Annotated in this window: 29 protein-coding genes and 1 other annotated feature; of the genes, 26 read left to right on the top strand and 3 right to left on the bottom strand. The window is 62.5% G+C overall.

Annotation, left to right across the window (positions count from 1 at the left end; translation table 11 throughout):
* Nucleotides 1-9 precede the first annotated feature (9 nt).
* From spoIIIAC to tyrS, 21 genes are all read left to right on the top strand, one after another.
* Nucleotides 10-204: a stage III sporulation protein AC gene (gene spoIIIAC / locus B5F98_RS00775; protein WP_087229280.1), complete on the top strand. Its 195-nt coding sequence runs from the start codon at nucleotides 10-12 to the stop codon at nucleotides 202-204.
* Complete coding sequence (locus B5F98_RS00770) at nucleotides 201-590, top strand: SpoIIIAC/SpoIIIAD family protein (RefSeq protein WP_087369209.1); 390 nt, start codon at nucleotides 201-203, stop codon at nucleotides 588-590. The genes spoIIIAC and B5F98_RS00770 overlap by 4 nt, the downstream gene beginning before the upstream one ends.
* 11 nt (nucleotides 591-601) lie before the next feature.
* Nucleotides 602-1,696 (top strand): stage III sporulation protein AE, encoded by a 1,095-nt coding sequence (locus tag B5F98_RS00765; RefSeq protein WP_087369208.1) that lies wholly within the window; start codon nucleotides 602-604, stop codon nucleotides 1,694-1,696.
* Nucleotides 1,693-2,181 carry a hypothetical protein gene (locus tag B5F98_RS00760; RefSeq protein WP_087369207.1) on the top strand — a complete coding sequence of 163 codons (489 nt, stop codon included), beginning with the start codon at nucleotides 1,693-1,695 and terminating at the stop codon, nucleotides 2,179-2,181. The genes B5F98_RS00765 and B5F98_RS00760 overlap by 4 nt, the downstream gene beginning before the upstream one ends.
* The gene (locus B5F98_RS00755; RefSeq protein ID WP_143482704.1) at nucleotides 2,178-2,702 is read left to right on the top strand and encodes a stage III sporulation protein AG; all 525 of its coding nucleotides are present in this window, start codon (nucleotides 2,178-2,180) and stop codon (nucleotides 2,700-2,702) included. Before B5F98_RS00760 ends, B5F98_RS00755 begins: the two co-directional genes overlap by 4 nt.
* Nucleotides 2,703-2,729: 27 nt before the next feature.
* Nucleotides 2,730-3,305, top strand: a complete 576-nt coding sequence (locus B5F98_RS00750; protein ID WP_087369205.1) for a SpoIIIAH-like family protein — start codon at nucleotides 2,730-2,732, stop codon at nucleotides 3,303-3,305.
* Between the two features lie 107 nt (nucleotides 3,306-3,412).
* The gene (locus tag B5F98_RS00745; RefSeq protein WP_087229298.1) at nucleotides 3,413-3,781 is read left to right on the top strand and encodes an Asp23/Gls24 family envelope stress response protein; all 369 of its coding nucleotides are present in this window, start codon (nucleotides 3,413-3,415) and stop codon (nucleotides 3,779-3,781) included.
* Nucleotides 3,782-4,012: 231 nt separating this feature from the next.
* On the top strand, nucleotides 4,013-4,471 hold the full coding sequence (nusB, locus tag B5F98_RS00740; RefSeq protein WP_087229301.1) for a transcription antitermination factor NusB: 459 nt from the start codon (nucleotides 4,013-4,015) through the stop codon (nucleotides 4,469-4,471).
* A gap of 28 nt (nucleotides 4,472-4,499) precedes the next feature.
* Complete coding sequence (locus tag B5F98_RS00735) at nucleotides 4,500-5,441, top strand: DNA-binding protein (RefSeq protein WP_087369204.1); 942 nt, start codon at nucleotides 4,500-4,502, stop codon at nucleotides 5,439-5,441.
* The gene (gene xseA / locus B5F98_RS00730; RefSeq protein ID WP_087369203.1) at nucleotides 5,438-6,658 is read left to right on the top strand and encodes an exodeoxyribonuclease VII large subunit; all 1,221 of its coding nucleotides are present in this window, start codon (nucleotides 5,438-5,440) and stop codon (nucleotides 6,656-6,658) included. Before B5F98_RS00735 ends, xseA begins: the two co-directional genes overlap by 4 nt.
* A complete protein-coding gene (gene xseB / locus B5F98_RS00725) occupies nucleotides 6,649-6,891 on the top strand; it encodes an exodeoxyribonuclease VII small subunit (protein ID WP_087369202.1) in 243 nt (80 codons plus the stop codon). The genes xseA and xseB overlap by 10 nt, the downstream gene beginning before the upstream one ends.
* Nucleotides 6,881-7,768, top strand: a complete 888-nt coding sequence (locus B5F98_RS00720; RefSeq protein WP_087229315.1) for a polyprenyl synthetase family protein — start codon at nucleotides 6,881-6,883, stop codon at nucleotides 7,766-7,768. The genes xseB and B5F98_RS00720 overlap by 11 nt, the downstream gene beginning before the upstream one ends.
* Nucleotides 7,769-7,785: 17 nt before the next feature.
* Nucleotides 7,786-8,223 (top strand): divergent PAP2 family protein, encoded by a 438-nt coding sequence (locus B5F98_RS00715; protein WP_087229318.1) that lies wholly within the window; start codon nucleotides 7,786-7,788, stop codon nucleotides 8,221-8,223.
* A gap of 27 nt (nucleotides 8,224-8,250) precedes the next feature.
* On the top strand, nucleotides 8,251-10,086 hold the full coding sequence (gene dxs, locus B5F98_RS00710; RefSeq protein ID WP_275532871.1) for a 1-deoxy-D-xylulose-5-phosphate synthase: 1,836 nt from the start codon (nucleotides 8,251-8,253) through the stop codon (nucleotides 10,084-10,086).
* Nucleotides 10,079-10,888, top strand: coding sequence for a TlyA family RNA methyltransferase (locus tag B5F98_RS00705; RefSeq protein WP_087369200.1), 810 nt, complete (start codon nucleotides 10,079-10,081; stop codon nucleotides 10,886-10,888). Before dxs ends, B5F98_RS00705 begins: the two co-directional genes overlap by 8 nt.
* Nucleotides 10,885-11,754 carry an NAD(+)/NADH kinase gene (locus B5F98_RS00700; protein ID WP_087369199.1) on the top strand — a complete coding sequence of 290 codons (870 nt, stop codon included), beginning with the start codon at nucleotides 10,885-10,887 and terminating at the stop codon, nucleotides 11,752-11,754. The genes B5F98_RS00705 and B5F98_RS00700 overlap by 4 nt, the downstream gene beginning before the upstream one ends.
* 4 nt (nucleotides 11,755-11,758) lie before the next feature.
* A complete protein-coding gene (locus B5F98_RS00695; RefSeq protein WP_087369198.1) occupies nucleotides 11,759-12,214 on the top strand; it encodes an arginine repressor in 456 nt (151 codons plus the stop codon).
* Between the two features lie 28 nt (nucleotides 12,215-12,242).
* On the top strand, nucleotides 12,243-13,934 hold the full coding sequence (recN, locus tag B5F98_RS00690) for a DNA repair protein RecN (RefSeq protein WP_087229333.1): 1,692 nt from the start codon (nucleotides 12,243-12,245) through the stop codon (nucleotides 13,932-13,934).
* Between the two features lie 22 nt (nucleotides 13,935-13,956).
* Nucleotides 13,957-14,754, top strand: coding sequence for a Cof-type HAD-IIB family hydrolase (locus tag B5F98_RS00685; protein WP_087369197.1), 798 nt, complete (start codon nucleotides 13,957-13,959; stop codon nucleotides 14,752-14,754).
* Nucleotides 14,755-14,783: 29 nt separating this feature from the next.
* Nucleotides 14,784-15,036: a binding site (T-box leader), on the top strand.
* Nucleotides 15,037-15,059: 23 nt separating this feature from the next.
* Nucleotides 15,060-15,929, top strand: a complete 870-nt coding sequence (locus B5F98_RS00680; RefSeq protein ID WP_087229340.1) for an EamA family transporter — start codon at nucleotides 15,060-15,062, stop codon at nucleotides 15,927-15,929.
* A gap of 16 nt (nucleotides 15,930-15,945) precedes the next feature.
* Nucleotides 15,946-17,175 carry a tyrosine--tRNA ligase gene (gene tyrS / locus B5F98_RS00675; protein ID WP_087369196.1) on the top strand — a complete coding sequence of 410 codons (1,230 nt, stop codon included), beginning with the start codon at nucleotides 15,946-15,948 and terminating at the stop codon, nucleotides 17,173-17,175.
* 44 nt (nucleotides 17,176-17,219) lie between these two features.
* Here the strand turns inward: tyrS and dapB are convergent, their stop codons facing one another.
* Genes dapB through asd form a run of 3 tightly spaced genes read right to left on the bottom strand, consistent with a single transcriptional unit; the run spans nucleotide 17,220 to nucleotide 19,992 of the window.
* Nucleotides 17,220-17,972 (bottom strand): 4-hydroxy-tetrahydrodipicolinate reductase, encoded by a 753-nt coding sequence (gene dapB, locus B5F98_RS00670; RefSeq protein ID WP_087369195.1) that lies wholly within the window; start codon nucleotides 17,970-17,972, stop codon nucleotides 17,220-17,222.
* 10 nt (nucleotides 17,973-17,982) lie between these two features.
* Nucleotides 17,983-18,870 carry a 4-hydroxy-tetrahydrodipicolinate synthase gene (dapA, locus tag B5F98_RS00665; protein WP_087369194.1) on the bottom strand — a complete coding sequence of 296 codons (888 nt, stop codon included), beginning with the start codon at nucleotides 18,868-18,870 and terminating at the stop codon, nucleotides 17,983-17,985.
* A 33-nt stretch (nucleotides 18,871-18,903) separates the two neighbouring features.
* Nucleotides 18,904-19,992, bottom strand: coding sequence for an aspartate-semialdehyde dehydrogenase (gene asd, locus B5F98_RS00660; RefSeq protein WP_087369193.1), 1,089 nt, complete (start codon nucleotides 19,990-19,992; stop codon nucleotides 18,904-18,906).
* Between the two features lie 314 nt (nucleotides 19,993-20,306).
* On the opposite strand from asd, the gene queA reads away from it, so the two are divergent.
* The 5 genes from queA (at nucleotide 20,307) to greA (ending at nucleotide 24,044) form a co-directional block, all read left to right on the top strand.
* Nucleotides 20,307-21,329 carry a tRNA preQ1(34) S-adenosylmethionine ribosyltransferase-isomerase QueA gene (queA, locus tag B5F98_RS00655; RefSeq protein ID WP_087369250.1) on the top strand — a complete coding sequence of 341 codons (1,023 nt, stop codon included), beginning with the start codon at nucleotides 20,307-20,309 and terminating at the stop codon, nucleotides 21,327-21,329.
* Between the two features lie 23 nt (nucleotides 21,330-21,352).
* Complete coding sequence (gene tgt / locus B5F98_RS00650) at nucleotides 21,353-22,486, top strand: tRNA guanosine(34) transglycosylase Tgt (RefSeq protein WP_087369192.1); 1,134 nt, start codon at nucleotides 21,353-21,355, stop codon at nucleotides 22,484-22,486.
* Between the two features lie 101 nt (nucleotides 22,487-22,587).
* Complete coding sequence (gene yajC, locus B5F98_RS00645) at nucleotides 22,588-22,905, top strand: preprotein translocase subunit YajC (RefSeq protein WP_242961565.1); 318 nt, start codon at nucleotides 22,588-22,590, stop codon at nucleotides 22,903-22,905.
* Nucleotides 22,906-23,008: 103 nt separating this feature from the next.
* A complete protein-coding gene (locus tag B5F98_RS00640) occupies nucleotides 23,009-23,401 on the top strand; it encodes a TIGR04086 family membrane protein (RefSeq protein WP_158099738.1) in 393 nt (130 codons plus the stop codon).
* Between the two features lie 166 nt (nucleotides 23,402-23,567).
* The gene (greA, locus tag B5F98_RS00635) at nucleotides 23,568-24,044 is read left to right on the top strand and encodes a transcription elongation factor GreA (RefSeq protein WP_087369190.1); all 477 of its coding nucleotides are present in this window, start codon (nucleotides 23,568-23,570) and stop codon (nucleotides 24,042-24,044) included.
* The last annotated feature ends 13 nt before the right edge of the window (nucleotides 24,045-24,057 follow it).

The raw sequence follows: 24,057 nt of genomic DNA, 5'->3' as shown, positions 1-24,057 counted from the left end.
CACCTAGGGATGAATGTGGACTTAATTTTTAAAATCGCTGCCATTGGCATTTTGGTGTCGGTGCTCAACCAGGTGCTGGCCCGGTCTGGACGGGATGAGATGGCCACCATGACCACCCTGGTGGCTCTGGTGGTGGTGCTGATGATGGTGGTGCAGGAGATCAGCGCCCTCTTTGACCTGGTGAAGACCCTGTTTGACCTATGAGCCAGATGGTCATGGTGTCGGGGGGCGTGCTGGTGGCGGTGGTGTGCGGGGTGGTGGTGCGCAAGCAGGCCCCGGAGATCGCCCTGGTGCTCACCCTGTGTGCCGCCGTGGCCGTGTTGGTGGCGGTGTCTGGAGAGCTGGGGCTGATTGTGGGCTATATCCAGAGGTTGGCCCAAGCGGGCGGCATCTCTCAGGAGCTCATCACTCCGGTGATGAAGACCACAGGCATCGCCATGCTGTGCAAATTCACCGCGGACTTTTGCCGGGATGCCAAGGAAAACGGCCTGGCCAGCGCCGTGGAGCTGGCGGGGACGGTGTTGGGCCTGGTGGCGGCCATGCCCCTGCTCCAGGGGGTGCTGTCGCTGCTGGAAGAACTGCTGAGTTAGGAGGGGAGAGCATGCGGTGGGTGTGGGCGCTGTGTCTGGCGCTGCTGCTGTGTGTGGTTCCGGCCCGGGCTGTCTCCACAGACCAGATACTGGAGGGCCAGGAGGACGCCCTGGGCATCGAGGAGATGGAGTGGGAGGCCGAACAGCAGGGGGGCAGCGCCGTCTATGGGGAGAGCCTGGACGAAGGACTCCAGGGCCTCGTGGAGACGGGGAAGGGGGAGATGTTCGGCATCGTCCGTGCCGGGGTGCGCTCGGCCACCATCCTTTTTGTCATCCTCCTGCTGTGCGGGCTGGCCCAGACGGTGTACGACGCCGGAGGGGGAAATGAGATTCCGGTGGTGTCCCTGGCGGGGGCTCTGGCGGTGACGGTGGCAGCGGTGGCGGACATGTCCTCCCTGTTGGGGTTGGGGTGTACCGCCATGGAGCGCATGACCGCCTTTGCCACGGTGCTGCTGCCGGTGGTGGCGGGGGCCACCGCCGCCACCGGGGCCATTGCCGGAGCGGCGGCCCGTCAGATGGCGGCGGCGGGGTTTTCCAGCCTGTTGATGAACGTCATCCAGCGGGTGCTGCTGCCCATGGTCTACGGGTATGTGGCGGCCAGTGTGGCGTGGGCAGCCCTGGGCAATCCGGGGCTGAAGCAGATGGCCGGGTGGCTGAAATGGGTGGCCACCTCGGTGTTGGTGGTGCTGATGATGGTGTTTGTTGGATATTTATCCATGAGCGGGGTGGTGTCCGGTTCGGTGGATGCCATGTCCATGAAGGTGGCCAAGTTCGCCATCTCCGGGGCCATTCCGGTGGTGGGGGGCATTTTGTCCGACGCCTCGGAGACCATTTTGGCCTCGGCGGGGATATTGCGCAGTTCGGTGGGGGTGTTTGGCATGGTGACCATACTGGGCATCTGTTTGGTTCCTGTGCTCCAGCTGCTGGTGCACTATCTGCTCTATAAACTGGTGGCGGCCCTGGCGGCCACCATGGGCCAGAGCCGGGTGTGCGGACTGGTGGAGCAGATTGGCGGGGCCTTTGGCCTCATCATGGGGATGACCGGGGCCTGTGCGCTGCTACTGTTGGTGACTCTGGTGTCCTCGGTATCGGCGGTGACCGGATGAGCGGCTGGATGGAGCAGTGGCTGCTGGGTGTGGCCTGTGCGTCCATGGTGATGGTGGTGTCCGGGGCCCTGGTGAAGGGGGGTGGCGGACAGCGGGTGTGCAAGCTGGTGGGCAGCCTGCTGCTGTTGCTGGTGACCCTGGGGCCCATGGTGGGCATGGAAGAAGAGGACTGGCAGGAGATGCTGCAATGGGATACTCGGGCCATGGAGGAGGCAGAGGAGGCGCTCATGGAACAAAATCAATTGCTGTATGAATCCATCATAGAGGAGGAAACCGGCGCATATATTTTGGACAAGGCGGAATCGCTGGGTGTGACGTGTCAGGTGGAGGTGGTGGTTGCATGGGATGACGAGATACCGCAGCCGTGGTCAGCCTGCTTAACAGGGACCTGGACCCAGGCGCAGAGAGACGCCCTGGCGGACATGATGCAGGCGGACCTGGGGATTCCCTATGAGCGCCAGAGCTTTGAGGTGATATCGGGGTGAAGTGGAATTGGAACATGCCCAATGGGGAGCAGTGGCGCAGCTGGCTGCGGCAATACAAGCTGGTGCTGATTCTGGCCGTGGTGGGGTTGGTGCTGGTGGCCTGGCCCACCCAGCGCACCGCTACCTCGGGCCCGGACACCCAGGGCCAGGAGGCAGAGGAGGAGTCCTTCTCGGTGGAAGAGCTGGAGCAGCGGCTGGCCCAGGCCATCTCCCGCATCCAAGGGGCGGGGGACGCCACGGTGCTCCTCTCCCTGGACCAGGGGGTGGAGCGGGTGCTGGCTGAGGACCGGGTGGAAGAGCAGGGAGAGAAGGAGAGCTCCCAGGAGCAGACCACGGTGATCTGCGACGGGGAGGATGGAGAGGAAGTGGTTCTGCTGACCCAGTATTACCCCAGTTTTCGAGGGGCGCTGGTGGTGTGCCCAGGCGGGGACGACCCCCAGGTGCAGCTGGCTATCACCCAGGCGGTGTCGGCCCTCACCGGGCTGGGCTCGGACCGGATTACCATATGTGCGGGCGACTGAATTCGATGTCATTTAGGAGGTAGAAGGATGAGCGTTTGGAAACGCAATGCAGTGGTGTTGGCCATCGTGCTGTTTGTGGGGGTGGCGGTGTATCTCAACTGGTCCTACAACAACCAACTCACCGGAGAGGGTAGCGGCACCGACGGCAGTGACGGCAAGGTGCTGGGCCAGACCACCCTGGTCAATGGCGTGGACGAGGAGCAGGATGGGGAGACGGCGGAGGGCCAGACGGAGGAGGAGACGGGCAGCGGCTACTTTGCCAGCGCCCGGCTCAACCGTCAGCAGGCCCGGGACAGCGCCCTGGAGCTGTTGCAGGAGGCGGCGGCCGACGAGAAGGCGGACCAGAAGGTGGTGGATGAGGCCAACGCCTCCATCCAGACCATGGCCGACGACACCCTCTCGGAGGCCCAGGTGGAGAACCTGGTCACCGCCAAGGGATACGGAGACTGTGTGTGCTTCATTGGGGAGGACGGCGTGAACCTGGTGGTGTCCTCCACAGACCAGGGCCTGAGCGAGACGGATATTGCGAAAATCGTGGAGATTGTGCGGGAAGAAACGGGACTCAGCGCAGATCAGATCAAGATCATTGAGGCCAAACCCTAGAAAAACAGGATTGTATTTTAGGCCTTGCGGTGGTATAATGTCTCCAGTTATCTGAAACCGGGCGGACGTTTGGCTGCCCTGAGAACGAAGAAGGAGCGTGAGGCAGTATGGCCGAAGGCAAGGAATATATCTCCCGCCAGGAAGAGCTGGGAAGCGTGAACATCTCTGAGGAGGTTCTGGCCGTCATCGCCGGGGCAGCAGCTATGGAAGTGGACGGCGTGAGTGCTCTGGGCACCACCCTGACCAACGACGTGGCGGCTCTGGTGACCCGCAAGAGCGTGGCCAAGGGCGTCCACCTGGAGGTGGAGGGCGAGGCCGTGATGGTGGACGTCACCATCCTGGTCAAGTACGGCTACGTGGTGCCCGAGGTGGCCAAGAACGTGCAGGACGCCATTCAGAACGCAGTGATGAACACCAGCGGCCTGGACGTGGCCGGGGTCAACGTCACCGTGTCCGGTGTGACCTTCCAGAAGTAAACAAAACAAGGCGGAGCCGCTGCGTGATGTGCGCAGCGGCTCTTTTGCGTTTTGCACAGGGAATCTGCGGGGAATGGGGCTGGGTTGCCCATTTGTCCAAATTCGTCGCAGGGGGCGGGAAAGGGGTTTTCTTTTCCCACCATTGCGTGTATAATCAATGTATATACACATTGGGGGAGTATGCCCCTTTTAGATTAGGCGGCGGGTGAGCCGCGAAAGGATGAAGGTTCCATGACCAGAAAAACAGCCCGGGAAATTGCGATGCATCTCACCTTTGAGCTGGCGTTTTCCAACCTGAAGGCGGACCAGCTGCTGGAGCGGGAGCTGACGGAAGAGGCCTTTGCAGCCAGAGGCCAGGAGGAAGAGCTGTACGCCCAGTTCCCCGGCGAAGGGCTCAAAGAGTATATTGTCACTCTGGTGCGGGGAGTGGCTGACCACGGTGCCGAGCTGGACGGCTACATTGAGCGCCACGCCAAGGGATGGCGGTTCTCCCGCATCGACCGGGTGGCGGCGGCCATCATGCGCTTGACCATGTACGAGATTTTGTACATGCCCGATGTGCCCAACAAGGTGGCCATCAACGAAGCAGTGGAAATTTCCAAGAAGTACCTGGATGAGGACGTGGTGCGGTTTGTCAACGGTATCTTGGGCGCATTCGTCCGGGAGGAGTTTCCCCAGGAACAGGACTGACGAGAAGACAACGAGGGAGGGGACAAGGATGGCAGGAATGTGTTTGGGATTTGACACCAGCAACTATACCACGTCGGCGGCGGTGTTTGACGGCAGAGTGGGGGTAAACCACGGCCGTCTCCTGACGGTGCAAGAGGGCTCCCTGGGTCTGCGTCAGAGCGAGGCGGTGTTTCAGCACGTCAAGCGTCTGCATCTGATGACCGAGGCGCTGCGGGCCGAAGGGGCCATGGGAGAAATCCGGGCCGTGGGCGCCTCCACCCAGCCCCGGGAAGTTGAGGGGTCTTACATGCCCTGCTTCCTGGTGGGCGAGGGACAGGGACGGTCTCTGGCTGCAGCCCTGGGCGTGCCCTTCTATCCCTGTTCCCATCAGCAGGGCCACATTGCGGCGGCCGCCTGGTCGGCGGGGCGGGAGGACCTGATGGACCAGCCCCACCTGGCCTGGCACCTGTCCGGCGGCACCACTGAGCTGTTGGTGGTGCACCCCCACGGGCACACCGTCCAAGCCGAGCTCATCGGCGGCACCTCGGACATCTCCGCGGGCCAGCTGGTGGACCGCATCGGCGTCATGCTGGGCCTGGACTTCCCGGCGGGAAAGGCCATGGACGTGCTCAGCCGGGACTCTCAGGAGGAGAAGTACTTTGTGGTGAAGACCAAGGAGGGCTCCTTCTCCCTGTCCGGCATGGAGAATAAGATCAAGGGCATGGCAGAGGCCGGGGTAGCTCCCGCCGACGTGGCCCGATTCACCTTTGAGACCCTGGCCTCGGTGCTGGCCCGCACCACTGCCTGGGCCCAGAAAAAATACGGAAACCTGCCCGTGCTGTGCTCCGGCGGCGTGGCCTCCAACTCTCTGCTGCGCAGTCGCCTGGAGCCTCTGGGGGCCATCTTTGCGCCGCCCCAGTACTCCACGGACAACGCCCTGGGTGTGGCCATCCTGGCCCACCGGGCGGTGGAACGGGGGATTGAGCCGTGAGCGGCGCCCAGCTTCCCGTCTATTCCGTCTCCCAGGTCAACGGGTATCTCAAGGAGCTGGTGGACGGCGACCCCCTGCTGCGGGGACTGCTGGTGCGGGGCGAGGTGTCCAACTACAAGTGTTACCCCTCCGGGCACCACTACTTTTCCCTCAAGGACGAGCAGGGGAGTATCCGCTGCGTTATGTTCCGGGGGGATGCGGCCCGGCTGCGCTTTAAGCCCGTCAACGGCCTGTCGGTGATTGCCTACGGCCGAGTGTCCGTCTATCCCCGGGACGGCCAGTATCAGCTGTACTGTACCCAGCTGATGGAGGATGGGCGGGGAGCCCTGGACCGGGCCTTCGAGGAGCTGAAAAAGAAGCTGGAGGCCCAGGGCCTCTTTGACCCGGCCAAGAAGCAGCCATTGCCCGCCTATCCCAGGCGCATCGCCCTGGTGACTTCCCCGGCGGGAGCTGCGGTGCGGGATATGATTCGCATTCTGCGCCAGCGCTGGCCCCTGACCCAGGTGTTGGTGGTGCCGGTGCGGGTGCAGGGGGAGGGGGCGGCAGAGGAGATCGCCGCCGCCATCCACCAGGTGAACAACCGAGACGACATCGACCTCATCATCACCGGCCGAGGCGGCGGCTCCCGGGAGGACCTGTGGGCCTTCAACGAGGAGCCGGTGGCCTGGGCCATTGCCCTGTCCAACATCCCCGTCATCTCGGCGGTGGGCCATGAGCCGGATGTGACCATCTCCGACTACGTGGCGGATCTGCGGGCTTCCACTCCCTCCAACGCCGCCGAATTGGCGGTGCCAGACCAGCAACAGGAGCGGCAGCGGCTGGAGGGGCTCACCCTCCGGCTGAGACAGGCCATGGAGGTCCAGCTGGACCGGGACCGGAAGGAACTGACCCGTCTGGAGCAGAGCCGTGTGCTGCGCAACCCCGTGGCGGTGGTGGATGACCAGCGTATGCGTTTGGATGGTGTGCAGCGCCGTCTAGCCATGGCCTTGGAGCGTACCCTGCGCCGGGGCCGAGTGGAGCTGGCGGGGCTGGCGGGCCGGGTGGACGCCATGAGCCCGCTGAAGGTGCTCAGCCGGGGCTATGCCATCGCCAAGGCAGAGGGGCGGGCGGTGACTACGGTGGAGCAGGTACAACCTGGCCAGGCCATGGACGTGCTGGTGGCAGATGGCGTGTACCACTGCCGGGTGGAAGAAAAGGAGGAACAGCAGTGGCGGTAAAGAAGAAGAGCTTTGAGGAATCCATGAAGCGGCTGGAGGAGATTGTCTCCCAGCTGGAGCGAGGCGAGTCCAGCCTGGACCAGTCGCTGAAACTGTTTGAAGAGGGGACCGGTCTGGCCGCCCACTGCACCCAGATGCTGGACCAGGCCGAGCAGAAGGTCCGCCTGCTGCTGGGCGGGGAGGCCCAGGAGGAGGTCCCCTTCCAGGAAGGAGAACAAAACGATGGACTATGAGGCACAATATGAGCAGGCCCGCCAGATGGCGGAGCAGGCCCTGAAAGAGAGCCTTTTGGATATGGGCCCCCACCAGGAGCTGTTGCAGGCCATGCGGTACAGCCTGTTGGCCGGGGGCAAGCGGATTCGTCCGGTGCTGGTGTTGAAGTTCTGTGAGGCCCTGTGCGGGTCCATGGAGCCCGCTGTGGACTACGCCGTGGCGGTGGAGATGCTCCATACCTATTCCCTCATCCACGACGACCTGCCCTGTATGGACAACGATGACCTGCGCCGGGGCAAGCCCACCTGCCACAAGGTGTACGGAGAGTGCACCGCTGTGCTGGCCGGTGATGCCCTCCAGGCGGAGGCCTTTTCCCGGCTGGCCACCTCCCGGCGTACCCAGCGTGTGGAATCCAACGGCGAGGCCTGTGCCGTGCTGGCCCAGGCGGCGGGTGCCATCCAGGGCATCTGCGCCGGGCAGTACCTGGACATGAACGGGGACAACCAGACCGAGGAGCGGCTGAACCTGGTGCACAGCTGGAAGACGGCGGCCCTTCTCAAGGCCGCCTGCCTGCTGGGCCTGACTGCCTCCCCGGTGGCTCCCACCATGGCACAGTGGAAGGCGGCCAAGGAGTACGCCCAGGGCCTGGGTATGGCGTTCCAAATTCGGGACGACATGCTGGACGAGGAGTCCACCACCCAGCAGCTGGGCAAGCCCGTGGGGTCTGACCGGGAGAACGGCAAGGTGACCTATGTCACCCTGTATGGCCTGGACTCCTGCCAGGAGCTGGTGCAGCGGTATACCCACCGGGCCAAGCTGGCGGTGCAGGAGGCGTTCCCGGACACAGGTGAGTTCCTCTGCGCTCTGGCGGATGCCCTGGCCAAGCGGGACCACTAAAAAGGGAGGTATACGCCATGATCTCACCCATCTTATTTCTGGCTGTGGCCGCCTGGGCCATTGCCCAGGCGTTGAAGATGCTCATCTCCGTGGTGGTCTACCGCAAGGTGGACTGGAGCTACCTGTTCACCGGCGGCGGAATGCCCAGTTCCCACTCGGCTCTGGTGTGTGCCTGTGCCTCTGGTATCGGCATGACCGCCGGGTTTGACCAGCCGGTGTTCGCCCTGGCGGTGGTGGTGGCCTTTGTGGTGATGTACGACGCCGCCAACGTCCGCAAGGAGACGGGAGAGCAGGCCAAAATCCTCAACTACATCATGAAAAACTGGGATGAATACAAGCCAGAGCTGTTTGCCGAGGAACTCAAGGAGCTCATCGGCCACACCCCGCTGCAAGTGGCAGCCGGGGCAGTTCTGGGTGTCGTCGTGGGGACAGCTGGAGCGTATTTTCTGCTGTAACCCCCATACAGGAAGGAGTGGAGCCGCGTGTTGCCTCAGCAATACAGCGAGATGACAGACCAACAGGCCAGACAGCTGTGCCAGCAGCTGCGGGTACAGATGATCCAGACGGTCTCCAAGACCGGGGGACACCTGGCCTCCAGTCTGGGCGTGGTGGAGATCTTGGTGGCGGTGCACCGGGTCTTTGACCTGGATGTGGACCGTCTGGTCTTTGACGTGGGCCACCAGTGCTACGCCCACAAGCTCCTCACCGGGCGGGGCTCGGCCATGAACACCCTGCGGAAGTTCGGCGGCCTGTCCGGCTTCCCCAAGCCCCACGAGAGCCGGGCAGACGCCTTCATTGCCGGCCACGCCTCCAACTCGGTGTCCGTGGCCCTGGGCATGGCCCGGGCCCGTACCGTCAACAAGGAAGACTACAGCGTGCTGGCCCTCATCGGGGACGGCGCGCTCACCGGTGGACTGGCCTTTGAGGGCCTGGCCGATGCGGGCAGCAGCGGCGAGCCCATCATTGTCATCCTCAACGACAATGGCATGTCCATCACCAAGAGCGTGGGCGGCGTGGCCGCCCACCTGTCCCGCCAGCGCCTCAAACCCCAGTACCTGCACCTGAAAAAGCTCTACCGCAGTGTCACCGGGAAAAATGCCGTGGGACAAGCGGTTTACAAGGTCACCCACCGGGCCAAGAAGATGGTGAAGGACGCCATCTTGGGCTACTCCATGTTTGAGGACATGGGCTTTACCTACCTGGGCCCTGTGGACGGCCACGACGTGAGCTACCTTACCCGGATGTTCCGCTACGCCAAGGAGCTCAATTGCCCGGTGCTGCTCCACGTCAAAACTGTAAAGGGGAAGGGCTATACACCGGCAGAACGCCAACCGGATCAGTTCCACGGGGTGGGCCCCTTTGATGTGGAGAAGGGGCTGGCGGTGTCCAAGGCAGGGGGCGCTAACTTCTCCTCGGTGTTTGGGGAGACCATGTGCCAGCTGGCTGAGGAAAAACCGGAGCTGGTGGCCATCACGGCAGCTATGCGGCTGGGCACTGGCCTGGACGAGTTTGCCCGCCGCTATCCCCAACGATTCTTTGACGTAGGTATCGCCGAGGGCCACGCGGTGGCCATGACTGGAGGTCTGGCCAAGCAGGGAGCCCTGCCGGTGTTTGCGGTGTACTCTACGTTCTTACAGCGGGGCTATGACATGCTCATCCACGACATGGCCCTGCAAAACCTCCACGGCATCCTGGCCGTGGACCGGGCGGGCCTGGTGGGAGAGGACGGCGAGACCCACCACGGCGTGTTTGATGTGGGCTTTTTGTCCACGGTGCCCGGGATGCAGATTTTATGCCCTGCCAGCTTTGCCGAGCTGCGGGCCATGCTCCGCCATGCGGTGTGTGAGATGACCGGCCCGGTGGCCATTCGTTATCCCCGGGGCGGGGAAGGGCAGTGGACCCAGGTGGCCGGGGTGGACGGCACCACGGTGATTCAAGAGGGCACCGATGTGACCTTGGTGGCCTATGGCACTATGGTGGACCAGGTGCTCCAGGCCGCCCAGCTCTTGGAGCAGCGGGGGCACTCCGTAGCGGTGGTGAAGCTCAACAGCATCCGTCCCCTGGATATGGGCCCCATCCGCCGCCTGTGTGAGCAAACCGGGCGGCTCATCGTAGCCGAGGAGTGCAACGACTCCGGCTGCGTGGGACGTACCATCATCTCGGAGCTGGCCTTGGCCGGGGTGCCTGTGAAGGCGGCCCTGATGAATCTGGGAGACCAGTTTGTGCCCCAGGGCTCGGTGGCCCAGCTGCGGGAGATGACCGGCATCGACGGGGCAGGAATTTGTCAAAAAGCAATGGAGGTGATCGCCAATGGCTAAAAAACGCTTGGATGTGCTGATGGTGGAGAAGGGGCTGGTGGAGAGCCGCCAAAAGGCCCAGGCCATCATCATGGCCGGACAGGTGTATTCTGGGGAGAAGCGCCTGGACAAGGCGGGGATGACCCTGGATGAGGATACGGCCCTGGAGGTGCGGGGCCAGACCCTGCGCTACGTCAGCCGGGGCGGGTTGAAGCTGGAGAAGGCGATGAAGCACTTCCCCATTGACCTTAAGGGCAAGACGGCGGCGGACATTGGCGCCTCCACCGGAGGCTTCACCGACTGTATGCTGCAAAACGGGGCGGCCAAGGTGTACGCCGTAGACGTGGGCTATGGCCAGCTGGCCTGGTCTCTGCGCAGCGACGAGCGGGTGGTGGTGCTGGAGCGCACCAATGCCCGGTACCTGTCTCATAACGAGATCCCTGACGTGCTGGACTTTGCCTCCATTGACGTCTCGTTTATCTCTTTGAAATTGATTCTTCCCGCCCTGCGCCAACTCATGAGCGAGGACGGGGAGGTGGTGGCCCTCATCAAGCCCCAGTTCGAGGCCGGACGGGAGAAGGTGGGCAAAAAGGGCGTGGTCCGGGACCCCGCCGTCCACCTGGAGGTGCTGGAGCACTTCACCCAGCACGCCGCCGAGGCGGGCTTTACCGTCAAGGGCATTGACTTCTCTCCCATCCGTGGCCCAGAGGGCAACATCGAGTATCTGGGGTATATGCAGGCCAAGCCGGGAGAGCCGGAGTGGGGCGACCTGGAGGACTTGGTACGCCGCTCCCACGCCCAGATGGAAGGAGAGAACCCATGAAGGTGCTACTCAGCCCCAACCCTTACCGGGACCGGGGGCTTAAAACAGCCATGACCGCCAAGCGGATTTTGGAGGACAACGGGGCCCAGGTGGTCATCTGCCTGCCTTTTGATCTGGAGGACTCCAGCCGGGTCCACCTGCCCGCCCACCAGCCCTTTGGGCAGATGAGCGCCGAGCTGGAGGACACCGACGTGCTGGTGTGCTTTGGCGGGGACGGCACCATCCTCCACGCCGCCCGGGACGCAAACGCCCACCAGATTCCGGTGCTGGGCATCAATCTGGGCAGCGTGGGCTTTATGGCCGAGCTGGAGCAGCACGAGCTGTCCATGCTCAGCCGCCTGACGGCGGGAAAGTACACCATTGAGAAGCGGATGATGCTGGACATCACTGTGCGCCGGGACGGGCGGTGGGTGTTCTCTGAGACCGCCCTCAACGACGCCGTGATCACCAAGGGCACCTCGGTGGCCCGGGTGCTGGACCTGCAAGTGACGGGGGACCGGACGGTGATCTCCTCCTTCTCTGGGGACGGAGTGGTCATCGCCACCCCCACCGGGTCCACTGCCTACTCTCTGGCGGCAGGGGGGCCCATTGTGGAGCCCACAGCGGAGAATATGATCATCACTCCCATCTGCGCCCACTCCCTCCACGCCAAGCCCTTTGTGCTGGGCAGTGAGCGGTCAGTGGGGGTGCGGCTGGCCCCAGGCAGCCGGAAAAATGCCAGCCTGTCGGTGGACGGCGGCCGGGCGTTCAAGGTCCAGCCGGGGGACTGGGTGGAGTGCCGCCGGTCCCGCCACGTGACCCGGCTGGTCAAGCTCACCGGACGGACCTTCTACGAGGTTATCAATCAGAAATTGGGAAAGGCGTGAGAGGATGAAGTCAAAGCGACAGTCGGAAATTCTGCGTATCATCGCCGAGCAGGACATTGAGACCCAGGAACAGATGCTGGAGAGCCTGCGGGCGTGTGGGATTTTGGCCACTCAGGCCACCATTTCCCGGGACATAAAAGAGCTGAACCTGGTCAAGCAACCCACCGGGGCCGGGACCTACAAGTACGTGGTGGCGCAAAACAAACAGCCTCACCACAACTTTGCCGGCCGTCTGCGCAACATTTTCAAGGAAGGCGTCACCTCCTTTGACGTGGCCCAGAACATCGTGGTGGTCAAGACCATGCCGGGGCTTGCCTCTGCGGCAGGAGCCGCCCTGGACGGGATGGATATCGACGGATTCGTGGGCTCTCTGGCCGGGGACGACACGGTGATCATCATCATGCGCACCAACCACCTGGCGGAAGAATTTTGTCGAGAAATGGCGGCCATGCTGGACTGAGAGCAGGCGCCAAACGGGGAGATTTGATATGCTTTCCTTGCTTCACATTGAGGATATTGCGGTGATTTCCCAGGCGGAAATCGCCTTTGGAGAGGGATTTAACGTGCTTACCGGCGAGACGGGAGCGGGTAAATCCATTGTGGTGGACGCCATCGGCGCCATCATCGGCGGGCGGACCAGCCGGGACCTCATCCGCACCGGGGCCAAGTGTGCCCGGGTGACGGGGGTGTTTGGCGGACTGCCCGCCTTAAACTGGTTTGAACAGTACGGCATTGCCCCTGATGAAAACGGGGAGCTGTTGGTGGAGCGGGTCATCCACCCCGACGGGAAAAACACCTGTCGGGTCAACGGGCACCCGGTGCTGGTGACCCAGCTGCGGGAGCTGGGCAGCCAGCTTTTGAACATCCACGGCCAGCACGACGGCCAGCAGCTCTTAGACGAGGAGACCCACCTGGAGAGCCTGGATAACTTCGCCCACCTGGCTCCCCAGCGCCAGAATTACACTGCGGCCTATGAGCGTGTGAAGGACCTGCGGGCCCAGCTCAAAGCGGTGCAGATGGACGAGGGGGAGAAGGCCCGGCGCATGGACACCCTCCAGCACCAGATTGGAGAGCTGGAGCGGGCCCAGCTGCGGGTGGGTGAGGAGGCGGAGCTCACCGCCCAGCGGGAGATTCTCCGCAACGCCGAGCGCATCACCGATGCCGTGGACCAGGCGTGGCAGGCCCTCACCGGGGGCGAGATGTCCGACGGAGCGGTGGCCCTGCTGACAAGCGCTGAAAACGCCCTGACCCAGGGGGGGCGGTACAGCGCCGAGCTGTCCGAGCTGGCCCAGAAGGTGTCCCAGCTGCGCTACGCCGCCGACGATGTGGCGGAACTGGTGCGGGACGCCCGCAGCGGCCTGGACTTCTATCCCGGCCAGCTGGACGACGTGGAGGAGCGGCTGGACCTGCTCCACCGCCTCAAGCGCAAGTACGGAGCGGACGAGGAGGAGATGCTGGCTTATCTGGACCGGTGCCAGACCGAGTTGGACAACATCCAGTTCTCCGACGAGCGCCGGGAGAAGCTGGAGCGGGAAGTGGCCCAGGCGGTGCAGGCGGCCCAACAGGAGGCTGAACAACTGTCCAAGGCCCGTCAGAAGGCGGCCAAGGAATTGTCCCGGCGCATTCAGCAGGAGCTGTCCGACCTGGACATGCCCCGGGTGCGGTTTGAAGTGGAATTTGGCCCCGTGGAAGGGGAGGACGGCCTCAATGAGTTCGGCATGGACCGGGTCCGGTTCCTCATGTCCGCCAACTTGGGGGAGGATTTGAAGCCCATCAACCGCATCGCCTCTGGCGGCGAGCTCAGCCGCATCATGCTGGCGCTGAAAAACGTGCTGGCCGAGACCGACTGCGTTACTACTATGGTCTTTGACGAGGTGGACACTGGAGTATCCGGTCGAGCCGCCACCAAAGTGGCCCAGAAGCTCAGCCAGGTGGCCCGGGGCCGCCAGGTGCTGTGCGTCACCCACCTGCCCCAGATCGCCGCCATGGGCGACGTGCACTTCTCGGTGGAGAAGGGGGAGCGGGATGGCCGCACCTACACCCGGGTGGAGCAGTTGGACCGGCCACGCCGCCGGGAAGAGCTGGCCCGCCTCAGCGGCGGCGCTTCCACCGCCATCCTGTTGGAAGGGGCGGAGGAGTTGCTGCAAAAGGCGGAAGCCTGGAAACAGACACAAGCATAACCATACACGGAGGAACTAACCCATGATACGCGCGATCTTTTTTGACATTGACGGCACCATGGTCTCGTATAAAAACAAGATCATGTCCCAACAGCTCCGAGATGACCTGTTTGCCCTCCAGCGGGCGGGCATTCGCATTTTCGTCTGTTCCGGACGGGCACCCCAGGACCTGGAGAGCACCGGAATGCTGCGGGATGTGGTGTTTGACGGTTACATCACCTTGAATGGTCAGTGCTGCTTCAATGCCCAGGGGGTATATCGGGATAACCCCTTGCCCCTGGAGGACCTGCGGAATGCCAAGGATGTGCTGGAGGCCCACCCGGAACTGGCTGCCCTGGTGGAGGAGAACGGGGTGAGCTATCTCACCTGCCACAATCGACGGGTGGACGAGGTGTTCGAGTTTTTGCACACCAAGCAGTACCCCGTCCTGTCCGCCCAGCGGATGCTGGAAGGAAAAGTGTATCAGTTCATTCCCCTGGTCAACCAGGAGGAGGAGCACCTGTTCGTCTCCGTCATGCCCGGGTGCAGCTACAGCCGCTGGCACCCACTGGGCATCGACGTGATGTCCAAAGGGGAGGGCAAGGCCGACGGCATTCGGGCCACCATGGCCCACTACGGCTTAAGCCCCGAGGAGACCATGGCCTTCGGAGACGGAGAGAACGACTTGACCATGATGGCCCTGGTGGGAACCAGTGTGGCCATGGGCGGGGCAGACCAGCGGGTGAAGGAATTGGCGGATTACGTCACCGCCACCGTGGAGGAGGAGGGCATTTCCAAGGCCCTGCGCCACTTCTCGCTGCTGCCCGCAGAAAGCGTTTGACAAGCACAGACAACTGTGCTATCATCAGTGACAATGCAGAGAAGAGGAGAAGTATCTCCCCAGACCGCTGCCCAGAGAGCTTCCGGTGGGTGCAAGGAAGAGAGCGTCGGGGAGGGAATACACCTTGGAGCAGCCTTCTGAAACGGCCCCCTTGGGGCTGCAAGTAGGAACGGACGGGTGCGCCCGATATTGCGCGTTGGAGTTTGAAGGAAACTCCCTGAGGCCGACTTTCGTGAGGAAGCGGCAAACAGAGGTGGTACCGCGTTGTTTCACGCCCTCTGTCCTACGGGACAGGGGGTGTTTTTTTGTCAAAAGAAAAGGAAGAACGCAGTGGTGTGGTGCTGGTATTTCTGGCGGCCATCCTGTACAGCTTGGGTGGGGTGTGTATCAAGGTGATCCCCTGGAGCGGCATGTCCATCAACAGCGGGCGCAATCTCATCGCCCTGGTGGTCATCGGCCTCTACCTGTGGCGGGTGGGACATCGGCCCCGGTTCAATCCCTGGATCGGGCTGGGTGCTGTGGCCATCTGCGGCACCAACACCCTGTTTACCTTGGCCAACAAGATGACCACGGCGGCCAACGCCATTGTGCTGCAATTTACTGCCCCCATCTTCGTGCTGCTGCTCACCGCCCTGGTGTGGCGGAAGATGCCCCGGAAGGGCGAGCTGGTGGCCTGCGGTGTGGTGGTGCTGGGGGTGCTGTGCTTTTTCGTGGACAGCCTCCAGGCAGGGGGCATGGGGGGCAACGTGGTGGCCCTGCTGTCCGGGTTCAGCTATGCGGGCGTGTTTCTCCTCCAGGATATGCCGGACTCCGACCCCATCTCCTCAGTGTTCTGGGGCAATGTGGGCAGCGCCCTCATTGGGTTGCCCTGGCTGATGGGGGAGACAAGGGTTAGCTCGGTGACTCTGTTGAGTCTGGTGGTGCTGGGTGTGTTCCAGGTGGCCTTGGCCTATATCCTGCTCACCCTGGGCCTGGCCCGCACCTCGGCGGTGACGGCCAGCTTGGTGTCGGGCATCGAGCCCATTTTAAACCCCATTCTGGTGGCCCTCATTTACCACGAGACCATCGGTCCCGTGTCCCTGGTGGGTGCGGTGATCGTCATTGGCGGCGTGGTTGGGTATAATGTGTGGAAGACCAAAGCCGATGCGGCCCAGGCCGTGGCGGCAAAATCATAACAAAGGAGTAGACCAAATGAAATTGTACGATGAACTGGTGGCCCGTGGCCTCATCGCCCAGGTCACCAACGAGGAAGAAATTCGAGAGATGATCGACAACGGCAAAGCCACCTTCTACATCGGCTTTGACCCCACCGCCGACTCCCTCCACGTGGGCCACTTCATGGCCCTGTGTCTCATGAAGCGGCTGCAGATGGCGGGCAACCGCCCCATCGCCCTCATTGGCGGCGGCACCGGCATGGTGGGCGACCCCTCCGGCCGCAGCGACATGCGCACCATGATGACCCCCGAGACCATCCAGCACAACTGCGACTGCTTCAAAAAGCAGATGGAGCGGTTCATTGAGTTCGGCGCGGGCAAGGCCATGATGGTCAACAACGCCGACTGGCTGATGAACCTCAACTATGTGGAGCTGCTGCGGGAAGTGGGCGCCTGCTTCTCGGTGAACAACATGCTCCGGGCCGAGTGCTACAAGCAGCGCATGGAGAAGGGCCTGAGCTTCCTGGAGTTCAACTACATGATCATGCAGTCCTACGACTTCTACTACCTGTTCCAGCACTACAACTGCAACATGCAGTTTGGCGGCAACGACCAGTGGTCCAACATGCTGGGCGGCACTGAGCTCATCCGCCGCAAGCTGGGCCAGGACGCCCACGCCATGACCATCACCCTGCTGCTCAACAGCGAGGGCAAGAAGATGGGCAAGACTGCCGCGGGTGCCGTGTGGCTGGACCCCAACAAGACCAGCCCCTACGACTTCTACCAGTACTGGCGCAATGTGGAGGATGCCGACGTGCTCAAGTGCATCCGTATGCTCACCTTCCTGCCTCTGGAGCAGATCGATGAGATGGACCAATGGGAGGGCAGCCAGTTGAACCGTGCCAAGGAGATTCTGGCCTACGAGCTTACCGCCCTGGTCCACGGCAAGGAGGAGGCAGAGAAGGCCCAGGCCGCTGCCAAGGCCCTGTTTGCCGGCGGCGGGGACCGCTCCAGCATGCCCACCACCACCCTGTGCCAGGACGACTTCTGCGAGGGCAAGATCGGCCTTCTGGACCTGCTGGTCAAGTGCGGCCTGTGCCCCTCCAAGGGTGAGGCCCGCCGTCTGGTGCAGCAGGGCGGCGTGTCCGTCAACGACGCCAAGGTCACCGACGTCAATGCCCAGTTCTGCTGCCAGGACTGCGGCGCCGACGGTGCCATCATCAAGAAGGGCAAGAAAGTATTCCACTGCGTGAAGATTGCCGAATAAGAAAAAAACCTCTTGGACAGCAGCTGCTGTCCAAGAGGTTTTTTTTACACCAAATAAGACATGTCGTAGAGGCCCGGGGCCTGTACCCCGGTGAGGAATTTGGCGGCCCGTACCGCACCGCTGGCGAACACCTCGCGGCTGGCGGCGTGGTGGCTGAGCTCAATGACCTCGTCCCGTCCGGCGAAGATCACCGTGTGGTCTCCCACAATGGTGCCCCCACGCACGGCGGAGATGCCAATCTCATGGGGCCCACGGGGCTGGCGCACACTGTGGCGGTCGTACACGTACTCCGGCTCGTAGGGCAGAGCAGAGGCGGCGGCGTCGGCGATCATCAGGGCGGTGCCGCTGGGGGCGTCCACCTTCCGGTGGTGGTGCCGCTCCACGATCTCCACGTCGTAGTCCAGCCCCAGCACCGAGGCGGCCTTCTTCACCAAGTCCAGCAGCACATTCACACCCAGAGACATGTTGGCCGAGCGAAACACGGGGATGTGATGGGCGGCCTCCGCAATGGCATCCAGCTGCTGCTGGTCATAGCCCGTGGTGGCCAGCACCACCGGCAGATTCCGGGCCTGGCACATCTCCAGCAGAGGGGCCAGGGCGGAGGGATGGGAGAAGTCAATGACGGCGTCCGCCTCCACGTCACAGGCGGCGGGGGAGGAGAACACGGGAAAGTTGGGGTTGGACTGGCCCAGAATGTCGATGCCCGCCACCACCTCCACCTGGGGGTCGGTGGCACAGATGTCAGCGACCACACGGCCCATATGGCCGTTGCAGCCGGAAATGATTATCTTTTGCATGGGGCAGCCCTCACAGAAGACCCATACGGGCCATGGAACTACGCAGGGTCTCCAGGTTCTTCTCGGACATCTCGCACAGGGGCAGGCGCAGTCCGCCCATCTCCATGCCAACCAGATTCAAAGCGGCCTTGATGGGAATGGGGTTGACCTCCAGGAACAGGGCGTCGATGAGGTCCATGTACTTGATTTGCAGCTTGGAGGCGGCCGCGAAGTCGTTGTCCAGGCACAGCTTGGTCATCTTCACCATCACCTCGGGAATGAGGTTGGAGGCCACCGAGATGACGCCCTTGGCCCCCAGGGCCATCATGGGCACCACCTGGTCGTCGTTGCCCGACCAGATGTAGAAGTCATCCCCGCACAGGAAACGGGTGTGGGCCAGCAGGGAGAAGTTGCCGGAGGCCTCCTTCACGCCGTTGAACTGGGGGTTCTGGGACAGGTGACGGTAGGTCTCGGCGGTGAAGGACACGCCGGTACGGCTGGGCACGTTGTAGAGGATGATGGGCAGGTCCACCCGGTCGGCGATGTACTCGTAGTGGCGGATGAGGCCGGTCTGGCTGGCCTTGTTGTAGTAGGGGGTGACGTGGAGCAGGGCGTCGGCTCCGGAGTCCTGGGCGTGCTGGGACAGGTAGACCGCGGCGGAGGTGTCGTTGCTGCCAGCCCCGGCAATTACCTTGACCCGGTGATTGACCCGCTTGACGCAGAACTCCACGGCGGCGATGTGCTCCCGAATGGACATGGTGGCGGACTCGCCGGTGGTGCCGCAGACGCACACGGCATCCACCCCGGCTTCAATTTGCGCGTCGATGAGTTTGCCGAAGGCGTCGTAATTGATGGCGCCGTTTTGGTCAAAGGGGGTGACCAGCGCCGGACAGGAACCGGTGAACACGGGTGTGCGCATAGGGCAACTTCCTTTCTTTTTCAAATTCATGGATTAGCGGACGGGCTCAATGTACCCCTCCGCGCACAACAGCTCGGCCAGCAGCACCGCGCCGCCAGCAGCGCCCCGCAGGGTGTTGTGGGAGAGGGAGACAAACTTGTAGTCGTACTGGGTGTCGGGGCGCAGACGACCCACGGAGACGGCCATACCGCCCTCCAGCTCCCGGTCCAGCTTGGCCTGGGGACGGTCGGGCTCCTCAAAGTAGTGGAGGAACTGCTCAGGGGCGGTGGGCAGCTTCAGCTCCTGGGCTCGGCCCTGATAGGTGCGCCAGGCCTCCTTCATCTGCTCCTCAGTGGGCTTGTTTTTAAACGTGACAAAGACAGCGGCGGTGTGGCCGTTGGACACGGGCACCCGCAGGCACTGGGCGGTGATGGCGGGGGCGTCTGCGTTGACGATGACCCCGTTTTCCACCCGGCCCCACACCTTCAGGGGCTCCTGCTCGCTCTTCTCCTCCTCGCCGCCGATGTAGGGGATCAGGTTATCCACCATCTCCGGCCAGGTCTCAAAGGTCTTACCGGCCCCAGAGATGGCCTGATAGGTGCACACCAGAATCTTCTCAATGCCGTAGCCCAGCAGGGGAGTGAGGGCGGGGACATAGCTCTGGATGGAGCAGTTGGATTTCACGGCGATAAAGCCACGCTGGGTGCCCAGCCGCTGCTTCTGGGCGGGGATGACCTCCAGGTGCTGGGGGTTGACCTCGGGAATCACCATGGGCACGTCGGGGGTCCAGCGGTGGGCGGAGTTGTTGGACACCACCGGGCACTCGTGGCGGGCATAGGTCTCCTCCAGGGCCTGGATGGCGTCCTTGGACATGTCCACAGCGGAGAAGACAAAGTCCACCTGGCTGGCGATGCTCTCCACGTCGTCTTGGGCGCTGAGCAGCACCATGTCCTTGGCCACCTCGGGGATGGGCACGTCCATGGCCCAGCGGCCCGCTACGGCCTCCTCATACCGCTTCCCGGCAGAGCGGGGGCTGGCGGCCAGAACGGTGAGGCGGAACCAGGGGTGGTTGGCCAACAGGGTGACGAAACGCTGGCCCACCATGCCGGTGGCGCCGATGATACCTACTTTGTATTCATGCACGGAAATGACCTCCTCCTGCCCACGGGAAAGAAGTGGTTGAAACGTGGGCGGATGTTGTATTATAATAGAACAGTGTATGCGTCAAGGTAGAGGGACATCCGCTGTCCACCCAGTTCGACGAAATACTTACTAGACATCATAACATTATCGCATTAAAGTGTCAATTTATCATTTCCATATCCGGCGAAAAAAAGGAAATTTTTTTCGTGTCCCCCGGCCCGCCCCAAGGTGGAAGCGGGGAGGGGACAGAGCATTGTATGTGTGCGCTCAAGAAGGTATGCCGGGGAAATGATGGCGAGAACGGTGGGAAAATTGTGAAAACATCTGATTTTTATTTTGATTTGCCGGAAGAACTCATTGCCCAGACGCCCCTGGAGCGGCGGGATGCCTCCCGGCTGCTGACCTTGGACAAGGTGACGGGCCAAACCCAGCACATGCACTTCTACGACCTGCCCCGTCTGCTGCGGCCAGGGGACTGCCTGGTGCTCAACGACAGCCGGGTGCTGCCCGCCCGTCTGCTGGGCCACCGCAGCACCGGCGGGGCCTGTGAGGTGCTGCTGCTCATTGACCGGGGGGAGAAGGTCTGGGAGTGCCTGGTGCGCCCGGGTAAGAAGCTGCACACTGGGGCCAAAATCACCTTCGGCAACGGAGAACTCACCGCCGAGGTGGTGGGGGAAGTGGAGGGCGGCAACCGCCTGGTCCGCTTCGACTACGAGGGCATCTTTTTGGAGACTTTGGAGAAGCTGGGCAAAATGCCCCTGCCTCCCTACATCAAGGAGGAATTGGAGGACTCTGAGCGATACCAGACCGTGTACTCCAAGGTGGTGGGCTCTGCCGCAGCCCCCACCGCTGGTCTGCACTTTACCCCGGAGCTATTGCAGCAGGTCCAGGATATGGGGGTGAAGGTGTGCTATGTTACCCTCCACGTGGGCCTGGGCACCTTCCGCCCGGTGAAGGCGGAGGAGGTCACCGACCACGAGATGCACTCGGAGTACTGCGTCATCTCCCAGGAGACGGCGGACGTCATCAATGAGACCCGCGCCGCCGGGGGCCGGGTCATCTGTGTGGGCACCACCTCTTGCCGCACCATTGAGAGCTGGGCCAACCAGGACGGCACCATGGAGGCCAAGGCGGGGTGGACCAACATCTTCATCTACCCCGGCTACCGCTTCAAGGTGCTGGATGGCCTCATCACCAACTTCCACCTGCCCGAGTCCACCCTCATCATGCTGGTGTCCGCCCTGGCGGGCCGGGAGCATGTGTTGGCGGCTTACAAGGAGGCGGTGGAGAACCGATACCGATTCTTCAGCTTTGGAGATGCCATGTTCATCTCTTGACATGCAGCGAAAAGGAGACACACATGTTTGAATTGTTGAAAACCGAGGGAAAGGCCCGCCGGGGCCAGTTCACCACTCCCCACGGCACCGTCCAGACCCCGGTGTTCATGAATGTGGGCACCCAGGGGGCCATCAAGGGTGGCCTGTCCGCCTTTGACCTCAAGGACATCGGCTGCCAGGTGGAGCTGTCCAACACCTACCACCTCCACCTGCGGCCCGGCGACGACGTGGTGCGCCAGATGGGCGGCCTGCACAAGTTTATGCGCTGGGACGGTCCCATGCTCACCGACTCCGGTGGCTTCCAGGTATTCTCCCTGTCCGGGCTGCGCAAGATCACCGAAGAAGGGGTGACCTTTGCCTCCCACCTGGACGGGCGCAAGATCTTCATGGGTCCCGAGGAGTCCATGCGCATCCAGTCCAACCTGGGCAGCGACATTGCCATGGCCTTTGACGAGTGCGTGGAGAACCCCGCCACCTACGAGTATGCCAAGGCCTCCTGTGAGCGCACCCTGCGGTGGCTGAAGCGGTGCAAGGACGAGCACGACAAGCTCAACGGCCAGCCCGACTGCGTCAACCCCGGCCAGATGCTCTTTGGCATCAACCAGGGTGCCACCTTCCCGGACCTGCGCATCTGGCACATGCAGGAGACGGCCAAGGTGGAGTGCGACGGCTACGCCATCGGCGGCCTGGCGGTGGGCGAGCCCACCCAGGTGATGTACGACATCATCGACGCGGTGGAGCCCTATATGCCCCAGGACAAGCCCCGCTACCTCATGGGGGTGGGCACCCCCTCCAACATCATCGAGGCGGTGGCCCGGGGCGTGGATTTCTTCGACTGCGTCATGCCCGCCCGCAACGCCCGCCACGCCAAGCTGTTTACCTGGAGCGGGTGGATGAATATGAAAAATGAGCGGTATAAGACCGACGAGTTACCCATCGACCCCGAGTGTGACTGCCCTGTGTGCCGCAACTTCTCTCGGGCCTATGTGCGCCACCTGTTTACTGCCGGGGAGATGCTGGGGCTGCGCCTGGCTGTCATGCACAACCTGTACTTCTACAATAAGCTCATGGAGCGCATCCGTCAGGCCCTGGACGAGGGCACCTTCCAGCAGTTCCGGGCGGAATACTCGGAGAAACTGGCTCAGCGGATGCCCTGACGTCTGGAGCGGAAAATAGGGCTTGTGTTTCAGGGATAATCCGGGTATAATGACACGTGATGTATCTTTTTACAATCCACACATAGAAGGAGAATCGTTGTATGCCTGCCGAAGCAATGTCTAGCGTTCTTATGATCCTCATCATGATCGCCGTGTTCTACTTCCTGCTCATCCGTCCCGAGAGCAAGAAGAAGAAGGAAGCGGCCGCCATGCGCGCCAGCCTGAAGGTGGGGGACCAGATCACCACCATCGGCGGTATCGTGGGTACCATCTGTGCCATCAAGGAGGAGACCATCGTCATGGAGACCGGCGCCGACCGTGTGCGCATCGAGTTCACCAAGTGGGCCATCTCCAGCAAGGGCACCCAGGCTGAGCAGGATGTCACCGCTCAGGAGAAGAAGGACAAGAAGGATAAGTAAGGTCCGCATGAGAAGCAACCCCTTTGCATATGGTGAAATAACCATGTGGAAAGGGGTGCTTTTTTTGCGCAAAGACGATGTAAAACCGGGAGGCCCGACCCAGATGGTTTTGGGCGTGGCTTTGGGGGGCGTGGTGGCCATTGTGGTGGAGCTGCTGGTGCTATTGGCCGGGGCGGCGGCCATTTCCTCCGGGCTGCTGCGGGAGAATGCCCAGTTGCAGCTGGTGGCCATGGCCTGTGTGCTGGGCGGCCTGGTGGGCGGTGTGGTGTGCGCCTGCCGCTGGCCGGCCCGGAAGCTGTTGGGCGGCCTGGCTGCGGGCCTGACCTGTGGGGTGCTGCTGTGGGTCATCAGTGCGGCCCGGGGCGGGGGACAGGTGCTGGAGGTGCGTGGGATGGTGGTGCTTACCTCCTGCCTGTGCGGCGGAGCCCTGGCCGGGCTGCTGTGCCTGCGGTTTGGGCGAAAGAAGCCTTCCAGCGTCCGGCGCAGTCGTGTGTGAGGGAGTGGAGAATTTGGCAGAGGGAGCCATTTCCCTCTGCCAAAACCCTTGACATTTGGGGAGAAACTCTCTATAATTCGTAGGAACAACTATAATAATATAATGGACTTTTTGTGGGCTGCCATCTGTTGCGGCTTCTATTTTTATCGTTGAAAGGATGAACATCATGGCCAAGGAATACAAGCTCAGCGCAGAGCGTTTGGAAGAGTTGAAGCAGGAACTGAACTACCTCAAGACCGTTCGTGAGAAGGAAGTGGCCGACCAGATCAAGGAGGCCCGCTCCTTCGGCGACCTGTCTGAGAACAGCGAGTACGACGAGGCAAAGAACGAGCAGGGTAAGCTCTACTCCCGCATTGCCGAGATCGAGAACATTCTGGCCAACTGCTCCGTCATCGAGGAGGAGGCCGACAGCGACCCCGACACCGTGCGTCTGGGCAGCAAGATCACCGTCATGGACACCATGCTGGACGAGGAGGAGACCTACCAGGTGGTGGGCTCTCAGGAGGCCGACCCCATGAATGGCCGCATCTCCGAGGAGTCTCCCTTCGGCAAGGCCCTGCTGGGCAAGCGCATCGGGGACACCGTGATTGTGGACGCCCCCGCCGGAAACATTGAATACAAGGTCGTCAGCATCCAGCGCTAAGCGGAAGACGGAC

Source organism: Pseudoflavonifractor sp. An44 (assembly GCF_002161675.1).
GTDB lineage: Bacteria > Bacillota > Clostridia > Oscillospirales > Oscillospiraceae > Enterenecus > Enterenecus faecium.
The sequence above is the reverse complement of the archived record's forward strand: the minus strand, read 5'-3'. Positions and strand labels throughout refer to the sequence as shown.